This window comes from Faecalibacterium sp. 7 (genome assembly GCF_049562865.1).
GTDB lineage: Bacteria > Bacillota > Clostridia > Oscillospirales > Ruminococcaceae > Faecalibacterium > Faecalibacterium wellingii.
Map to the genome: position 1 here is coordinate 1,527,291 of NZ_CP186911.1, position 16,310 is coordinate 1,543,600.

At 54.0% G+C, this 16,310-nt stretch carries 12 protein-coding genes and 3 pseudogenes; 12 read left to right on the plus strand and 3 right to left on the minus strand.

Annotated elements, in window-relative coordinates:
- Positions 1-11 precede the first annotated feature (11 nt).
- From ACKXF7_RS07435 to ACKXF7_RS07445, 3 genes are all read left to right on the plus strand, one after another.
- On the plus strand, positions 12-1,076 hold the full coding sequence (locus ACKXF7_RS07435) for an FUSC family protein (protein ID WP_215673934.1): 1,065 nt from the start codon (positions 12-14) through the stop codon (positions 1,074-1,076).
- Complete coding sequence (locus ACKXF7_RS07440) at positions 1,066-1,497, plus strand: hypothetical protein (RefSeq protein WP_005921183.1); 432 nt, start codon at positions 1,066-1,068, stop codon at positions 1,495-1,497. Before ACKXF7_RS07435 ends, ACKXF7_RS07440 begins: the two co-directional genes overlap by 11 nt.
- A gap of 186 nt (positions 1,498-1,683) precedes the next feature.
- Positions 1,684-2,019, plus strand: a complete 336-nt coding sequence (locus tag ACKXF7_RS07445; RefSeq protein ID WP_112122108.1) for a hypothetical protein — start codon at positions 1,684-1,686, stop codon at positions 2,017-2,019.
- Positions 2,020-2,270: 251 nt separating this feature from the next.
- Here the strand turns inward: ACKXF7_RS07445 and ACKXF7_RS07450 are convergent, their stop codons facing one another.
- The 3 genes and pseudogenes from ACKXF7_RS07450 to ACKXF7_RS07460 all read right to left on the minus strand — a co-directional run bounded on the left by ACKXF7_RS07450 (position 2,271) and on the right by ACKXF7_RS07460 (position 4,299).
- Positions 2,271-2,561: a hypothetical protein gene (locus ACKXF7_RS07450; protein ID WP_423742583.1), complete on the minus strand. Its 291-nt coding sequence runs from the start codon at positions 2,559-2,561 to the stop codon at positions 2,271-2,273.
- Between the two features lie 407 nt (positions 2,562-2,968).
- Positions 2,969-3,136, minus strand: a pseudogene (locus tag ACKXF7_RS07455) (hypothetical protein); the annotation flags it as partial.
- A gap of 83 nt (positions 3,137-3,219) precedes the next feature.
- Positions 3,220-4,299, minus strand: a complete 1,080-nt coding sequence (locus ACKXF7_RS07460) for a GGDEF domain-containing protein (RefSeq protein ID WP_348585048.1) — start codon at positions 4,297-4,299, stop codon at positions 3,220-3,222.
- A 480-nt stretch (positions 4,300-4,779) separates the two neighbouring features.
- On the opposite strand from ACKXF7_RS07460, the gene ACKXF7_RS07465 reads away from it, so the two are divergent.
- The 9 genes and pseudogenes from ACKXF7_RS07465 to trxB all read left to right on the plus strand — a co-directional run bounded on the left by ACKXF7_RS07465 (position 4,780) and on the right by trxB (position 15,753).
- Entirely contained in the window at positions 4,780-5,211 is a 432-nt protein-coding gene (locus ACKXF7_RS07465) for an RrF2 family transcriptional regulator (protein ID WP_348585049.1), read from the plus strand.
- Between the two features lie 22 nt (positions 5,212-5,233).
- A complete protein-coding gene (locus ACKXF7_RS07470) occupies positions 5,234-7,147 on the plus strand; it encodes an acyl-CoA dehydrogenase family protein (protein WP_005946387.1) in 1,914 nt (637 codons plus the stop codon).
- Between the two features lie 23 nt (positions 7,148-7,170).
- Entirely contained in the window at positions 7,171-8,382 is a 1,212-nt protein-coding gene (locus tag ACKXF7_RS07475) for an FprA family A-type flavoprotein (protein WP_005946385.1), read from the plus strand.
- Positions 8,383-8,547: 165 nt separating this feature from the next.
- Positions 8,548-11,064: a ribonucleoside-diphosphate reductase subunit alpha gene (locus tag ACKXF7_RS07480; protein ID WP_181573339.1), complete on the plus strand. Its 2,517-nt coding sequence runs from the start codon at positions 8,548-8,550 to the stop codon at positions 11,062-11,064.
- 10 nt (positions 11,065-11,074) lie between these two features.
- A complete protein-coding gene (locus ACKXF7_RS07485; RefSeq protein ID WP_005946381.1) occupies positions 11,075-12,118 on the plus strand; it encodes a ribonucleotide-diphosphate reductase subunit beta in 1,044 nt (347 codons plus the stop codon).
- A 34-nt stretch (positions 12,119-12,152) separates the two neighbouring features.
- The gene (locus ACKXF7_RS07490) at positions 12,153-13,016 is read left to right on the plus strand and encodes a nitroreductase family protein (RefSeq protein ID WP_015536763.1); all 864 of its coding nucleotides are present in this window, start codon (positions 12,153-12,155) and stop codon (positions 13,014-13,016) included.
- A gap of 128 nt (positions 13,017-13,144) precedes the next feature.
- A complete protein-coding gene (locus ACKXF7_RS07495) occupies positions 13,145-14,326 on the plus strand; it encodes an FprA family A-type flavoprotein (RefSeq protein ID WP_423742584.1) in 1,182 nt (393 codons plus the stop codon).
- A 161-nt stretch (positions 14,327-14,487) separates the two neighbouring features.
- Positions 14,488-14,810, plus strand: a pseudogene (locus ACKXF7_RS07500) (thioredoxin family protein).
- 14 nt (positions 14,811-14,824) lie between these two features.
- Positions 14,825-15,753: pseudogene (gene trxB, locus ACKXF7_RS07505) on the plus strand (thioredoxin-disulfide reductase).
- Positions 15,754-16,310 lie beyond the last annotated feature (557 nt).

Sequence of the window (16,310 nt, forward strand, 5' to 3'; positions counted from 1 at the left end):
GGAGGATTTATATGACATTTTATCAGGAGTTGCAGTTAAATCAGGCAGGTTCTAAAAACCTGTTGAAAAAGAGTGAAACACTAAAAGAAAAACTATATCATATGTGGGTATATCTGGTGAAGATAGCTGCTACAATGGCATTTTGTTTTTTCTTTGTTAGTATTTTCAGCATCCTATTTGGAAATGAGAACAGCATTGTAGGTGTAGTAGTCTTATTATGTCTCATGGTGTTTAGGAATGCGGATCTGGGGATCCACACCGGACAATCTACGATGCTTTTGGCTTTGTTCTTTGTAATTATGACTGTATGTCCGCATTTAGCAAATCAGTTTTCACCGGTATTGGGAATGCTGTTAAATATTGCGGCACTGGCTGTGTTGATTCTGTTCGGATGCCATAATCCATCCATGTTTAATCAATCTACATTGGTTCTTGGGTATCTGCTGCTATATGGTTATGATGTTACGGGAAAAAGCTATCAGATGCGATTAGTCGGAATGGCTTTAGGTGCAGCACTTACCTGCTTCGTATTTTATCGAAATCATAAAAACAGAACTTATAAAAGAAATCTGAAAGATCTGATACAAGAATTTGATATCACTTCTTCCAGAACAAAATGGCAGCTATGTCAGATTTTATGCGTACCGATTGTCCTTTGCATTGCAGAACTTTGTAATATGCCACGTGCAATGTGGGCTGGTATTGCGGCCATGTCCGTGATTTTGCCGTCTATGGAAGATATGCACTACAGAGTCCGTAAAAGGATTGCCGGAAATATTGCAGGTGTTATATGTTTTACAGTATTATATTTTCTGCTTCCTTCGTCAATCTATGCATATATAGGAATTCTTGGTGGAATCGGTGTAGGATTTTCAGCACAATATGGCTGGCAGGCAGTATTTAACACATTTGGTGCTTTAGCCATTGCTGCAGAGACATATGGACTACAAGGAGCGGTTAGTCTTAGAGTGAGTCAAAATGTTTTTGGTGTTGTGTTTGCTTTAGCATTTTGTGTTATATTTTATTGGTTTATGCCTAAAAAAAAGGAAAGTGAGGTGACCGTACATGCAGAGTGAAGTGAATCAGGAAGAAAATTTGAATACCACTGATTTTGACGAGCACTTCGCTAAAATTTCGTCCTATATTGTAGACACATTGCACGGCGTTCCACTTGAGATGACCGAGGATGAAAAAGAACAATTTCGCATACAGGTTATTTCAAATCAGTATGCAGAACGGTTGCTAAGTGAAGCCGAAAAGACAGAAACGTATAGAGGTTTATCAAAAATTGATATTCTCCATACAGTTTCTATCCCTCAACTGGCTAGAACAATCCCACTTAAAGGTTTGAATCTCAGTTTAGAAAAATACAGAATGCCGGATGGTGTAATAATAGAGGTTGAGAGTTCGTCACATTATTTGGGGTCATTTAGTGAGAAAAATGATTCTTCCACAAATTGGATAGAAAAGATCATGGAGGGTGTCGGTATTCACTAGATGGATTCTCAAGAAGCATATGCACGAAAGTTCTGCACGCGATAAGTATCTTGCCATTATGAAGCCCTACCTTCTGATGTGGCACAGTAGCAGTTGAAAACGGCTCATGTTACCTATTGCAATTCTGACTATTTGGAAATATACTTGTAAGTATCAAATTATTTCACTTTATGGGAGGAAATTATTATGGCAAGACCCAAGGGAAGCAAGAATAAGGCTCGTACTGTAAAGGCCAGCGTTGATTATGCAGCCGTCGTTGCAGAAAAGACCGCTGAAAAGGAAAAAATTGAATCTGAGGTTGCTACGCTGACTGCAAATCTCGATGATCTGAAAACGCAGATGAAAGCCAAGAAAGCAGAATTGAAAGCCGTCACCAAGGAACTTACCAAAGCCGAAAACAAAAAAGCTGCCGCCGAAGCAAAGGCAATGGAAGAAGCAAAGAAGAGCGAAGCAGAAGATGTGCTGAAGAAGCTGCTTGCCAGCGGTATGTCCGCTGATGAAATTGTTGCCAAACTCCAGTAAATTTTTATGGAAGCCAGCAAGCGAATCTGTCCGAACTGCGGACGTAAAATGAAGCAGCAGTTCATTGGTCTGTTCCACTGCAAATGCGGCACAAGCTGGCGGCGTGATATAGGATTTTTTGAACGTACTCCAGATATGGTGTTCTCACTGGAACGCAAAAAAGTCAGAAACAAAGTCAAGCAGTTACCGACGATACATCATAAGTAGGCAAGACCACCAGCCGTTTTTTCGACTGGTGGCCTTTTTTGTGCTTAATCCTCTGTAATGCCGAGATATTGGTCAATCTCCATGATGCTTTCCCCACTGATCTCAACCAGATCTTCAAAGGGCACTACGGTTTCGCCCACCTGCAAGGTGCGGAACACCGGGTCGATGCGGTCTGCCTTGCCAGTCAGGGTGACGTAGTTGCCCACTGCGGGAATCTCCGGGTGGGCGGTATCCTCCTTGAAGTACCGCACCGTGATGGTCATGCCCTTGGTGACCTGCATCAGCCGATCGGACAGAGCCGACATTTCTTCCTCGGTCAAAATGCGCTTGGTCACCCGCTCGGTGCGCTGTTTTTCTGCGGCAAGCTGCTCATCATAATACTGCTTCTATTTATCCTTTGGCAATCTCCAGATAAACGCTAAAATGGAGCATCTACTGCACATCCTAACTTAATATGCACTGAATAAAAGAAAAAGCCTTATATTTCAATCTATAGAGGCCAATCTGTGGTATAATTGGAGCAAGAGAACTGGAAAAAATCCAGCAAAAACCTTGTACCTGGAGGGCAGCTATGTATCGTTACAGCAATGGCCAGATCAGCTTGGCGGATTAATCGAGTATCTAATGCAGCAGGAGACCATCCTCCGGAAATGTGAGGCAGTGCTGGATCTACCGTCCGTGTATGAGAAAATGGTGCAGTTGTGCAGCAAAGAAGATAGTCGTCCGCCCCTCGCCCCAGCGTTCATCGTAAAGTACCTGCTGGTGAGTTTCCTGTACAGCAAACCATCGAACCGGCAGATCGGGCAGCGCACCCCTTCACCTCAAAGCTAACGAAGCTGATGAACTGCACGCTGCCACCAGCCTTCAGTTCCTCCATCACAACTGCGACGTGGACGTTCAGTGCCGCCTCCCTGTCCTTTCTTCGTCAGGCCAGGCTTTTTTCGCAATAGTGGCGACGAATTCGTTCTTGCTGTTTTTCGTTTGAAAAGAGCCTTATGACCTGGGCGCTCTCCGGTCGTGGGTGGCGTAGTAGGCTCGCTTATTTTCGTACATGCAATAGTCGGCCTTGTTCAGCAGCATTTGCATGACGCAGCCTTCATAATCGGTGGAGATCGCCCAACCGTAGGCGTAGCTGAGAGGAAGCTGATTGCTGTCACGGTTTGCAGCATCGGCTTCCCTGCGCAGACTGTCCAGTATGCCCTCCACCTCCTGCCGGTCCGTATGGTAAATGACCGCCATAAATTCATCGCCGCCGTATCTGCCCACGAAATGCTTTTCCGGGATCACCCGGCGTAAAAGCCGGGCAAAGCTCAGGATCAGTTGGTCACCCGCCGAATGACCCCTCGTATCGTTGACGGTTTTTAGATTGTTCAGGTCAAATATGACGCAGGCCGTAGGCTCCCGGAGAATTTCCCTGTTGTTGAGAAGCTCCTCGCAGGAGCCTTTGTTGGGCAGGCCGGTATGGATGTCGATGTATGCCTTCTGCTCCAGCAGTTGGTTTTTCCGGGCCATTTTCAGTGCCATGGCGGTCTGGAGCATGATCAGGATCACCAGGCACAGCATATCCAGTGCCGAGAGGATCTCAATAGTGCGGATCTTCATGGCGATCTTTTCTGAATAATGTTCCGCGGCAGACACCGTTTCGTCCGCCATTTCAAAATAGGTCTCGCTCATGGCAACGATTTGGGTGTTCTCATATCCACGCTGTCTGGCCGCCGCGACCTCCGCCTTGAGCCGCTCCCAGTAGGCACGCTGGATGTCCAGCCTTTCCTGATAGGCCGCGTCCTTGAGCTTTACCAATTCGTAGTGCCCATTCCCGGATGTCAGATCGCTTAAAATATCGTCTAAATACGCGATCAACTCATCGTTTCGGGTGCCTGTGATCTCCAGCTTTACCGCCCGCTGCGTGGCTCCGCGCACCAGACCGGCATAATTGATGACGCGGGCCGTGCCCTTCAGGTTGCCGATCTCGACCATCATCAGAGCGACAAGGATCACCAAAATCAGCACAAGGCAGCTTTGCAGGATGCTGATGAGATTTTTGCGATCTATTTTTACATTTCCTTTTATCATAACGACCTCGATCACGGAACGACCATGATATACTTTATTGCGAATCAGTCTTGATGAATACTTTACTCTGTAACGCACATCATGTCAATAACAATGGAAATTTTTCTACTGTCTCCCAAGAATGATCGGCATGAATAAAATGAAAAGCACGCACTTTATTGCTTGTTTCGGTTGGATAGCTTAGGCTTGCCAGGGACCGCCTCATCCGCCTTGGATGGGCGACCCCTGCGAGCCCCAACCAATTTCTCCGCTTTCTGGTTTTCAGGCATAGTCTTTTCTGCTTTCGGCGGACTGCCACGGCACAGCTTTTTCGGCTTCTATAATTGTAAGGAACATGGCTTTTCGCTGAATGGAAAGCGAAGCTGACCCGGGCTGGGGCGGTCTGTATTAAAGCGATATTTTTTTTTGAAATTATCTTGACAAATTTTATCAAGATTGATATGATGGTATTAACAAGCAAGCGAAAAGAGGATGTGGAGCATGATCATCACCAAAGAGACGGACTACGCGCTGCGCATTTTGCGGGTGCTGCTGGACGGGGAGAAGCATTCGGTGGCCGAGATGTCGGAAACGGAATTGATCCCCAATCAGTTTGCCTACCAGATTCTGCGCAAACTCTCCGCCGGCAATTTGGTGCGGGTGAGCCGCGGCGCTCTCGGCGGCTGCGAGCTGTCCTGCGATCTGGACGCGACCTCCCTCTACGATCTCATGGGGGTCGTGGGGGAGCGAGGCATCCTGTGCGCCTGCATGGAGCCGGGATATGAATGCCGCTGGCAGGACAAGCATGGGCGGTGCACCATCCACTGTCAGCTGGCGGCCTTGCAGCAAAAGCAGGACGAGGCGTTCCGTGCCGTGAGCCTGCGCAGGCTGCTGACCGGCGGATTCGATCCCCAAGATACAAGCAAGCTGTAAAATTTTAAAAGGAGGTACCCGTATGCTGTTTCAAACCACGTCGGCGCACGAAGAGCTGCGCGCGAAGATCCGGAGTTTTGCGGAGGAGGAGATCAAGCCCCTCGCATTTTTAATGGATCAGAACAATGAGTTTCCCGAGGAGGCTGTCAAGAAGCTGGGTAAGCTGGGCTGGATGGGCATTCCCTACCCCAAGGAGTACGGCGGTGCCGGTCTTGATGCTCTGAGCTACGCCATCGCGGTGGAGGAGCTGGCCCGTGTGGACGGCGGCACGGGCGTAATCCTCTCCGCCCACGTCTCCCTCGGCTCATGGCCCATTTTCGCCTATGGCACCGAGGAGCAGAAGAAGAAATATCTGGTTCCGCTGGCCAAGGGCGAGAAGATCGGCGCCTTCGGCCTTACGGAGACCAACGCCGGATCCGACGCCGGCGGCACGGAGACCACGGCGCTGGATAAGGGGGACTACTACCTCCTCAACGGCGGCAAGATCTTCATTACCAACGCCCCTAAGGCGGACACCTATGTGGTTTTCGCCGTCACCACGCCGGACATCGGCACCCGGGGCATCTCCGCTTTCATCGTGGAGAAGGGCTGGAAGGGCTTTGAGTTCGGCGACCACTATGACAAGATGGGTATTCGCTCCTCCTCCACGGCGGAGCTGATCTTCAACAACGTGAAGGTTCCCAAGGAAAACCTATTGGGCAAGGAGGGCGAGGGCTTCAAGATTGCCATGTCCACGCTGGACGGCGGACGCATCGGCATCGCCGCGCAGGCGCTGGGCATCGCCCAGGGCGCGTTTGAGCACGCGTTGAGCTATTCCAAGGAGCGCGTCCAGTTCGGCAAGCCCATCGCGGCCCAGCAGAGCATCGCCTTCAAGCTGGCAGATATGGCAACCAAGCTGCGCTGCGCTCGGTTCCTCATCTACTCCGCGGCGGAGCTGAAGGAGCAGCACGCGCCTTACGGCATGGAGTCCGCCATGGCGAAGATGTACGCCTCGGACATCGCGCTGGAGGTCACCAACGATGCCTTGCAGATCCACGGCGGCAGCGGCTACCTCAAGGGCATGGAGGTGGAACGGGCCTACCGCGACGCCAAGATCACCACCCTCTACGAGGGCACTAACGAGATCCAGCGGGTGGTCATCGCCTCTCATCTGTTGGGCAGGCTGGGCAAGAGCTCCGGCGGCGAGAGCCGTTCGGCGGCCAAGAAACCCGCGCCCATCACCGGCATTCGCAAAAAGACCATCTTCCGGGAGGGGGATGCTGCCCAGCAGGTGGCCGACCTTGTGGCGGCGCTGAAGAAGGATGGTCACGACTTCTCCGTGGGCATCCCTATGGATACGCCCATCCCGCAGGCGGAACGGGTGGTCTCCGCGGGCAAGGGCATCGGGGAGAAAAAGAACATGAAACTGGTAGAGTCGCTGGCCAAGGCCGCCGGCGCGGCCATCGGTTCTTCCCGCCCTGTGGCGGAGACTCTCAAATATCTGCCGCTGAACCGCTATGTGGGTATGTCCGGTCAGAAGTTCACCGGCAATCTGTACATCGCCTGCGGCATCTCCGGCGCATCCCAGCACCTTAAGGGCATCAAGGACGCCTCCACCATCGTGGCCATCAATAAGAACGGTAACGCGCCTATCTTCAAGAACTGCGACTACGGCATCGTGGGCGATGTGGAGGAGATCCTGCCCCTGCTCACTGCCGCGCTGGATAGCGGCGAAAAGCTGCCCGCGCCGCCCATGGTAAAGATGAAGCGGCCCACGCCGCCGAAGCCCGCCCCCATCGGCGACCGCTACGTCTGCAGCGGCTGCGGCTACGAGTATGTGCCGGAGTTGGGCGACGAGGACGGCGAGATCGCGCCCGGTACGCTCTTTGAGCAGCTTCCCGCCGAGTGGGTGTGTCCCGAGTGCGCGGAGACGAAGGATCAATTTGTAAAGGCTTGAGGCCGTGAAGGAGGCAAGATAAGATGTATTGCGTGCGTAAAGTAACGAACGACCTCTACTGGGTGGGCGCCAACGACCATCGCCTGGCCCTGTTTGAAAACTGCTTTCCCATTCCCCGGGGCGTAAGCTACAACGCCTACTGCCTGCTGGATGAAAAGACGGTGCTCTTTGACACGGTGGACTGGTCTGCCTGCCGCCAGCTTTTGGAAAATCTGGCGTATGTGCTGGATGGCCGCGAGCTGGACTACCTGCTGGTCAACCATCTGGAGCCGGATCACGCCGCCTGCATCGAGGAGATCCTGCTACGCCATCCCAAGGTGAAACTGATCTCCAATGAGAAGGCATTCATGCTCATGCGGCAGTTCGGCTTCCATGTGGACGGACATGAGTGCATCGAGGTGAAGGAGGGCGACACCTTCTCCTTCGGCAAGCACACCGTCACCTTTGTGGGAGCGCCTATGGTTCACTGGCCGGAGGCCATGGTGACCCTCGACGTCACCGACGGCGTCCTCTTTTCCGCCGACGCCTTCGGCACCTTCGGCGCGCTGGACGGCAAGCTGTTCGCCGACGAGGTGGACTTCGAGCGGGACTGGCTGGACGACGCCCGCCGCTACCTCACCAACATCGTGGGCAAGTACGGCCCCCACATCCAGCTCCTGCTGAAAAAGGCCGGCGGCGTTTTGGATCAGATCAAGTACATCTGCCCGCTCCACGGCCCCGTGTGGCGCAAGGATCTGGGCTGGTTCATTGAAAAGTACGACACATGGAGCCGCTATGCCCCTGAGACCCAGGGCGTGCTCATCGTCTACGCCTCTATGTACGGCAACACGGAGAACGCGGCGCAGGCGCTGGCGACGTCGCTCTGCGATAAGGGCATGAGCAAGGTGGCGATGTACGATGTGTCCTCCACTCATGTCTCCCAGCTGATCTCCGAGGCGTTTAAGTACAGTCACATTGTCCTGGCCTCTGTGACCTACAACCTCGGCATCTACCCTGCCATGCATGACTTCCTCATGGATATGAAGGCACTGAATCTGCAAAACCGCACCTTTGCCATCATTGAAAACGGCTCATGGGCGGTGAAGTCCGGTGACCTCATGCAGAAATTCGTCAACAATGAGCTTAAGAACATGACGGTGCTCAACGAGCGGCTCAGCCTCGCCTCGTCCATGGGCACGGACAAGCGCACTGAGCTGGAAGCACTGGCGGACGCCATTCTGGAATCTATGAAGTAACTGGCAGGAAAGCCAAAACCAAGACAACAGACAACAAACAGCCCCGCCGCGTCGGCTGCAGAAAAACCGGCTTTCAAAAAAAGAGCGGGCAAGCGTGATACTGCGCTTGCCCGCTCTTTTCCAAAAAGGACATGAGAAGTGACCGGAGAAGATGAGAGGATCGAAATGGAGATCAGAAAACGAAATGGGGAGTCTGTTCCCTTTCAACAGGAGAAAATTTTCAACGCCATGAAAAAGGCGTTTGACGGACAGGGCAAGGAGATCGGGAGCAGAGAGATGGATGAGATCCTCGCCACCGTTCTCAACAATCTCTCCGTCACAGTGCCGCTCACCGTAGAACGTGTGCAGGACGAGGTGGAGCGAACGCTCATGGAGCGCGGACACTATGAGGTGGCCAAGGCGTACATCCTCTACCGCGAAAAGCGGTCTGCGCTGCGCCGTGTCCGGCATACCATCGCGCGGACGGTGGGGGATGACTCGCTTGACGAGGTGCTGCGCCGCATCCAGATGGATTTTACCGAGGAAGTCTACTCCCTCGCGGCGCTTCAAATGAAGTTTGAGAGTTTCTGTCGCCTGGGCATGACGGAGGATGAGCGGGCTGAGGCACTGACCAAGGCGGCGGTAGAGCTGACTACGGCAGAGGCACCCAAGTGGGAGTTCATCGCGGCACGGCTTCTGAACCACTCCTTTCGCTGTCGCAACGCACAGGAATGGGAGGGGCGCGGCGTCTGCGACCTCTATGGCAAGCTTCGCTATCTGACGGATAAGGGACTCTACGGTGACTATATCCTTGCCCACTATACCCACGAGGAGATTGCCATGGCGGAGGACTTTCTCTGCCCGGAACGGGACGAGCTGTTCACCTACTCCGGCCTTGACCTGCTGCTCAAACGCTATGTGATCCAGTCACGCAGCCGCGTGCCGCTGGAAACACCGCAGGAGATGTTTTTGGGTATCGCGCTGCATCTTGCTATGAACGAAGGCTCTGACCGCATGGGGTGGGTAAAACGCTTTTACGATATGCTCAGCCGTATGGAGGTCACAATGGCGACACCTACCATGTCCAACGCACGAAAGCCCTACCATCAGCTTTCAAGCTGCTTTGTGGACACTGTGCCGGACAGTCTGGACGGCATCTACCGCTCTCTGGACAACTTCGCAAAGGTCTCTAAATTCGGCGGTGGAATGGGGATGTACTTCGGTAAGGTGCGCGCTGCAGGCAGCACCATCCGCGGCTTTCAAGGGGCGGCGGGCGGTGTTATCCGCTGGATCCGGCTGGTCAACGACACCGCCGTGGCGGTGGATCAGTTGGGGATGCGGCAGGGCGCTGTGGCGGTTTACTTAGACGCATGGCACCGGGATCTGCCGGAATTCCTTCAACTGCGCACCAACAACGGCGACGACCGCATGAAGGCACATGATGTGTTTCCCGCCGTGTGCTATCCGGATCTCTTCTGGCGACTGGCGGAGGAGAACATAGACGCGCCGTGGCATCTCATGTGTCCGCATGAGATCCTCACGGTCAAGGGCTACGCACTGGAGGATTACTGGGGTACAGAATGGGAGAAGCGGTATCTGGACTGCGTCAATGACCCGCGCATCGAAAAGCGCAGCGTCACCGTCAAGGACATCGTGCGGCTGGTGCTTCGCTCGGCAGTGGAGACCGGCACACCCTTCGCTTTCAATCGCGACAGTGTAAATCATATGAACCCAAACGGCCACACGGGAATGATCTATTGCTCCAATCTCTGTACGGAGATCGCGCAGAACATGGCACCCATCGAGCACATCAGCACTGAGGTGCACACGGAGAACGGCGACACAATTGTGGTGACGGCCACACGCCCAGGTGAGTTTGTGGTCTGCAATCTGGCGAGTCTGTCTCTCGGTAATCTGCCGGTGGAGGACGAGGCCTATATGGAACGCACGGTGGAAACGGCCATCCGCGCACTGGATAATGTGATCGACCTCAACTTCTACCCGTTGGAATACGCGCGGCTTACCAATCAGAAGTACCGCAGCATCGGCCTGGGCGTCAGCGGCTACCACCACATGCTGGCAAAGCGCGGCATCCACTGGGAGAGCGATGAGCACCTTGCCTTCACCGACGCAGTGTTCGAGCTCATCAACTACGCCGCTGTCAAGGCGGACACAGCTCTGGCACGGGAAAAGGGTCGTTACGCGCTCTTTGAAGGCAGCGACTGGCAGACGGGCGCGTATTTTGAAAAGCGGGGTTATACCTCCGAAAAGTGGCGGGCGCTTGCGAAAACGGTGGCGGTGCAGGGAATGCGCAACGCCTATCTGCTGGCGGTCGCACCGACCTCCAGCACATCTATCCTCTCCGGCACGTCGGCGGGCATAGATCCAATTATGAAGAAATTCTTTTTAGAGGAAAAAAAGGGCAGCATGCTGCCCCGCGTTGCTCCGGAGCTTTCTATGGACACATGGTGGTACTATAAGGCAGCGCATCTAATCGACCAAAGCTGGTCGGTACGCGCCGCGGGCCTTCGCCAGAGACATATTGACCAGGCGCAGAGCATGAATCTCTATATCACCAACGACTATTCCATGCGTCAGGTGCTCAGACTGTATTTGGAGGCGTGGAGGGCCGGCGTCAAGACCATTTACTATGTCCGCAGCAAGGCCCTTGAGGTCGAGTCCTGCGAAAGCTGCTCGTCATAAGGAGGATAGCATGACGGAACTGAAGAAAAAGCCCCTCTTTAACCCGGAGGGCGACCCTGATGTGCGCCTGCGGCGCATGATCGGCGGCAATACCACAAACCTCAACGACTTCAACAATATGAAGTACGCTTGGGTCAGCGACTGGTACCGGCAGGCCATGAACAACTTTTGGATCCCTGAGGAGATCAATCTCTCGCAGGATGTGAAGGACTATCCCCGCCTGCTGTCAGCCGAGCGCAGCGCCTACGATAAAATTCTGAGTTTTCTTGTCTTTTTGGATTCCATTCAGACAGCGAACCTGCCTAATATCGGCGCCTACATTACCGCCAACGAGGTCAATCTCTGCCTGTCCATTCAGGCGTTTCAGGAGTGTGTCCACTCACAGAGCTACAGCTATATGCTCGACACCATCTGTTCCCCCGTGGAGCGCAATGACATCCTCTACCAATGGAAAACGGACGAGCATCTGCTGCGCCGCAACACCTTCATTGGGGACTGCTACAACGAGTTTCAGGAGCGGAAGGACGCTCCCACGCTGCTGCGCGTGATGATGGCAAACTATATTTTGGAGGGCATCTATTTTTACAGCGGCTTTATGTTCTTCTACAATCTCTCCCGAAACGGGAAGATGCCCGGCTCGGCGCAGGAGATTCGCTACATAAACCGCGATGAGAACACGCACTTGTGGCTGTTCCGCAATATCATCACGGAGCTGCAAAAGGAGCAGCCGGAGTTGTTCACCGCCGAGAGCGTACAAGCGCTGCGCGAGATGATGCGTGAGGGCGTGGAGCAGGAGATCGCATGGGGGCATTATGTAATCGGCGACGACATCCCGGGGCTGAACCGGCAGATGATCAGCGATTACATCCGCTATCTCGGCAACCTCCGCTGGACGAGCCTTGGCTATCCCGCATTGTATCCAGGCTTTGAGAGCGAACCGGAGAGCATGGAATGGGTCAGCCAGTACGCCGACGCCAACATGGTCAAGACCGATTTCTTTGAGGCACGCAGTACCGCCTACGCCAAGAGCACCGCACTGATAGACGATTTATAAGAAAACCAAAGACATCAGAATAGGAGATACTACTATGAATTACAGCGCTATGATCCAAAATCGCAGATCCGTTCACGCATTCTGCGAAAAGGAAGTTCCGAGCGAGGCTATCGGCCAGCTCCGATCCTACTATGAAAAGACCTGCCCCCGTCTTGTCCCGGAGATTGCAACGGAGTTGATCGTCTTGGACAAGGATGCACAGCCGGCGCTGGAGAGCTCAGCGGGCTATAATCAATTTCTCATCGGAGCACCGCACTACCTGCTCCTTATGTCTGCCCCGCATTCCTATGCGGCCATCAACGCCGGCTACATGATGGAAGATCTCGTCCTCAAGCTGACTGAGTTGGACATTGACACCTGCTGGATGACCTTCACCGACAGCGACAAAATCAAAAAGGCACTGTCTCTCGCCACCCCGTTAGAGGTGGCGGCAATCGTTGCCTTTGGCTACGGGGAAAAGACCGCAAAAAAGCTGCGGCTGAATATCCTAAGTATGTCTCAGATCGATGTGCGGGCCGAGCAGCAGTACTACGCGCCCAAAAAGGGCGTGCATGATTTGGTTCACATGGGGAGCTGGAGCAACAAGTCTGGGCTTGACGAGATGATAGACTTCTACGACGATATGCTCTGGCAGTCCTTCTACGCCGCTTCGCTCTCCCCCAGCTATCTCAACCGTCAGCCCTATGGCTTCCTTGTGCAGGATCACAGCATCTATTTGGTGCAGCAGGAGGATGCCTACACCGATAATTTGGATGCCGCATTGGATCTCGGTATTGTCATGCTCCACTTCTCCGCCGTCGCCTCCCAGTGGGCGGGGCAGGTACGCTGGGAACTTTCACCTGCTGCGCCCGACGGCCTGCCGGAAGGACTTCGCTCCGCTGCGGTGTACCACATGTAACGACTCTGGGGGAAGCAAGTCAACGGTAAAATGCGCGACCGTCGATCCGCGGTTGAGCGTATGTTTCGTTAGAAAAGAAGAACCTATCAGTCAGAGTCTGAGTAAGGAAAATAGGAGGTATATTTTATATGGCTATCCAAACGGTAACAGATGCCATCCGCTATGTAGGGGTGGATGATAACACATTGGCACTCTTTGAAAACCAGTACCCCGTCCAGCCTATGGGAGTGAGCTACAACTCCTATGTCATTCTGGATGAGAAGATTGCCGTGATGGACAGCGTGGACGCACGGGCAACGGAAGAATGGCTTTCCAATGTGGCGCGGGTGTTGGAGGGGCGCAGGCCCGACTATCTTGTGGTCACACACATGGAGCCGGATCATTCCGGCAGTCTCATGCGGCTGGCACAAAAGTACCCGGAGATGAAGATCGTGGGAAACGCGAAAACATTTACCCTGATCAAGCAGTTCTTCGGCACAGGTGCATTGTCGGAAGACCGTATGCTGGAGGTTGGCGAAAGAGATACGCTTTCCTTGGGTTTGCACCGGCTGCGCTTTCTGCTGGCGCCGATGGTACACTGGCCGGAGGTGATGACGGCGTATGAGGAAACGGAAAAAATCCTGTTCTCGGCGGATGCCTTCGGACGCTTTGGCTCACTGGAACGGACTGCCCGTGCCCCCTGGGTGCCGCAGGCCCGACGGTATTATTACAATATTATCGGGAAATATGGCGCACAGGTGCAGGCTCTGCTGAAAAAAATCTCCGCGCTGGAGATCAAAACAATCTGCCCGCTCCACGGTCCCGTGCTTACAGAAGGGCTGGAGGAGTGTCTGCGGTTCTATGATCTCTGGTCACAATGGGAACCAGAAGAATCGGAGAGCATCCTGATCGCTCACGCATCCATCCATGGAAATACTGCCCATGCGGCGAAGACCCTCAAGGGTAAATTAGAGAAAAAAGGCGTACAGGTCAACATATGTGATCTCACTGTGACAGATCTTTCCTACGCTGTTGCCAGTGCGTTCTACTGCGGGAAGTTGGTTTTAGCCAGCTCCACCTATGACGGAGGACTGTTTCCGCCCATGAGGGAGTTTTTGGAACATTTACGGACAAAGGGATTCCGAAACCGCCGGGTTGGCCTTATTGAAGACGGCTCTTGGGCACCTGCTGCCGCGCGGCTGATGCGCACCAAATTGGAGGAGATGAAGGATATCCACCTTTACGAAACGGTAGTGTCTCTGCGTGGTGCATTGAACCAAACCAGCGAAGCGCAGATGGACGCTCTGGTGGCTGAGCTCTGCGCAGAATAAGCTGCAACAAACCGCAGCTATTCTCGTACAGATGATGGTCTTACTCATCTGCTTTATGTCCCAAGGGCAGAGTACCGTCATCTCAGGTTGAGGTCACGATGTGGTGTGGGGCGAGACCGGAGTCTTGAGAATACCCAAACAAAGGAAAGGAGCTGGCAGATATGGCAGCTATGAACATGAATCAGGAGCAGTTTGAGCAGGCGATCCGGGAGGAAAAGCCCGTTTTGGTGGATTTCTGGGCGCCCTGGTGCGGCTACTGCCGGAGGATCGGCCCCGCGTATGAGAAGATCGGAGAGGAATACGCGGACAGCCTCGCCGTCGGCAAGATCAACATTGACGAGGAGCCGCGGCTGGCGGGGGCCGAGGGATCGAGGACATCCCAACTCTGGTGCTGTACCGGAACGGAAAGGCCGTGGATTCCATCACCGCGCCCGGCTCAAAGGCAGAAATCGACCGTTTCATTCAGGAAGCCTTGGCGAAATAACGGAGGGTTCAGATATGAACAACAATCATGTTTATGATATGCTCGTGGTGGGCGGCGGCCCGGGCGGCTACACCGCCGCCCTGTACGCGGCACGGGCGGGGCTGGACACCATCGTGCTGGAAAAACTGTCCGCCGGTGGGCAGATGGCCCTGACCGAGCAGATCGACAACTATCCCGGCTTTGAGGACGGGATCGACGGCTTCTCTCTGGCGGAGAAGATGCAAAAGCAGGCGGAGCGCTTCGGGGCACGCAGCGAATACGCAGAAGTCCTCCGCATGGATCTGACGGCGGTTCCCAAGCTCGTGGAGACCAGCGAGGGATCTTCCTGGGGAAAACCGTGGTGCTGGCCACCGGTGCGGACCCCAGAACGCTGGGCGTTGCCGGAGAGACGGAGCTGTTGGGCCGGGGCGTGGCCTACTGCGCCGCCTGCGACGGGATGTTTTACAAGGGCAAAACGGTGGTCGTGGTGGGCGGCGGCAATTCCGCCGCGGCAGATGCCCTCCTTCTCAGCCGCGTGGCGAAAAAAGTGATCCTCGTCCACCGCAGAGACACCCTGCGGGCCACCAAGATCTATCACGAGCCGCTGGCACAGGCCGAAAACGTGGAATTCCGTTGGAACAGTGTCGTTTCCGCGCTGCTTTCCGGGGACAGGCTGACCGGCGTCCGCCTGCGGGACACCGTCACCGGTGAGGAAAGCGTGGTGGACTGCGACGGCGTATTTGTCAGCGTGGGCCGACAGCCCGCCACGGCGCTGGCGGTGGGTCAACTGGAGCTGGACGGCGGCGGCTATATCGTGGCCGGAGAGACCACGGAAACCAGTATTCCCGGCGTTTACGCCGTGGGCGACGTGAGGACGAAGCCCCTCCGTCAGGTGGTCACCGCCGTGGCGGACGGCGCGGTGGCAGTCCACATGGCGGAAAAATATATCGCGGAAAACCGATAAGGGAGGTAGATTGAAAAAGCCATGTTTAAGGTCAGGCCGGATACGACCGCAGTGGGGATGCCGACATATCTGCAAGGCAAACTGCCAAAGTGATGGCAGATAAGATAACCCATGTAAGATCGGGAGATATGTTGTCTCTCCATATCCAGTCCACACAACAGTGAGCAACTGAACACAAAGCACAGCCACAGATGTACTCTGCGGCTGTGCTTTTATGCGTAGTATTACCGCGTGACAAGCGGTTTTACTGTGACGGCGTCACATAATTTGAGAAAATCGGCTTCGAGGCAGCTTTTGGAGCACAAGCCCTTTGTGGTTGTTGACAGAGAAAAAAATATAGGTATAATAAAAGCAAAATAATAAGATTCATTCTTGCATTTGGAGAGTTGGCGGTATGCCAAAATACGCAGAGGAGATATTGGCCGCCGTAACGGAGCTGCAGCAGCATCCCAAGGCGGAGCAGGTGTTCCTGGAGATGAAAAGGGAGCATCCCAGCATCGCTCTGGGTACGGTATATCTGCCCCCATGCCGGGAGCAGGAAAAGACAATCTTATGGA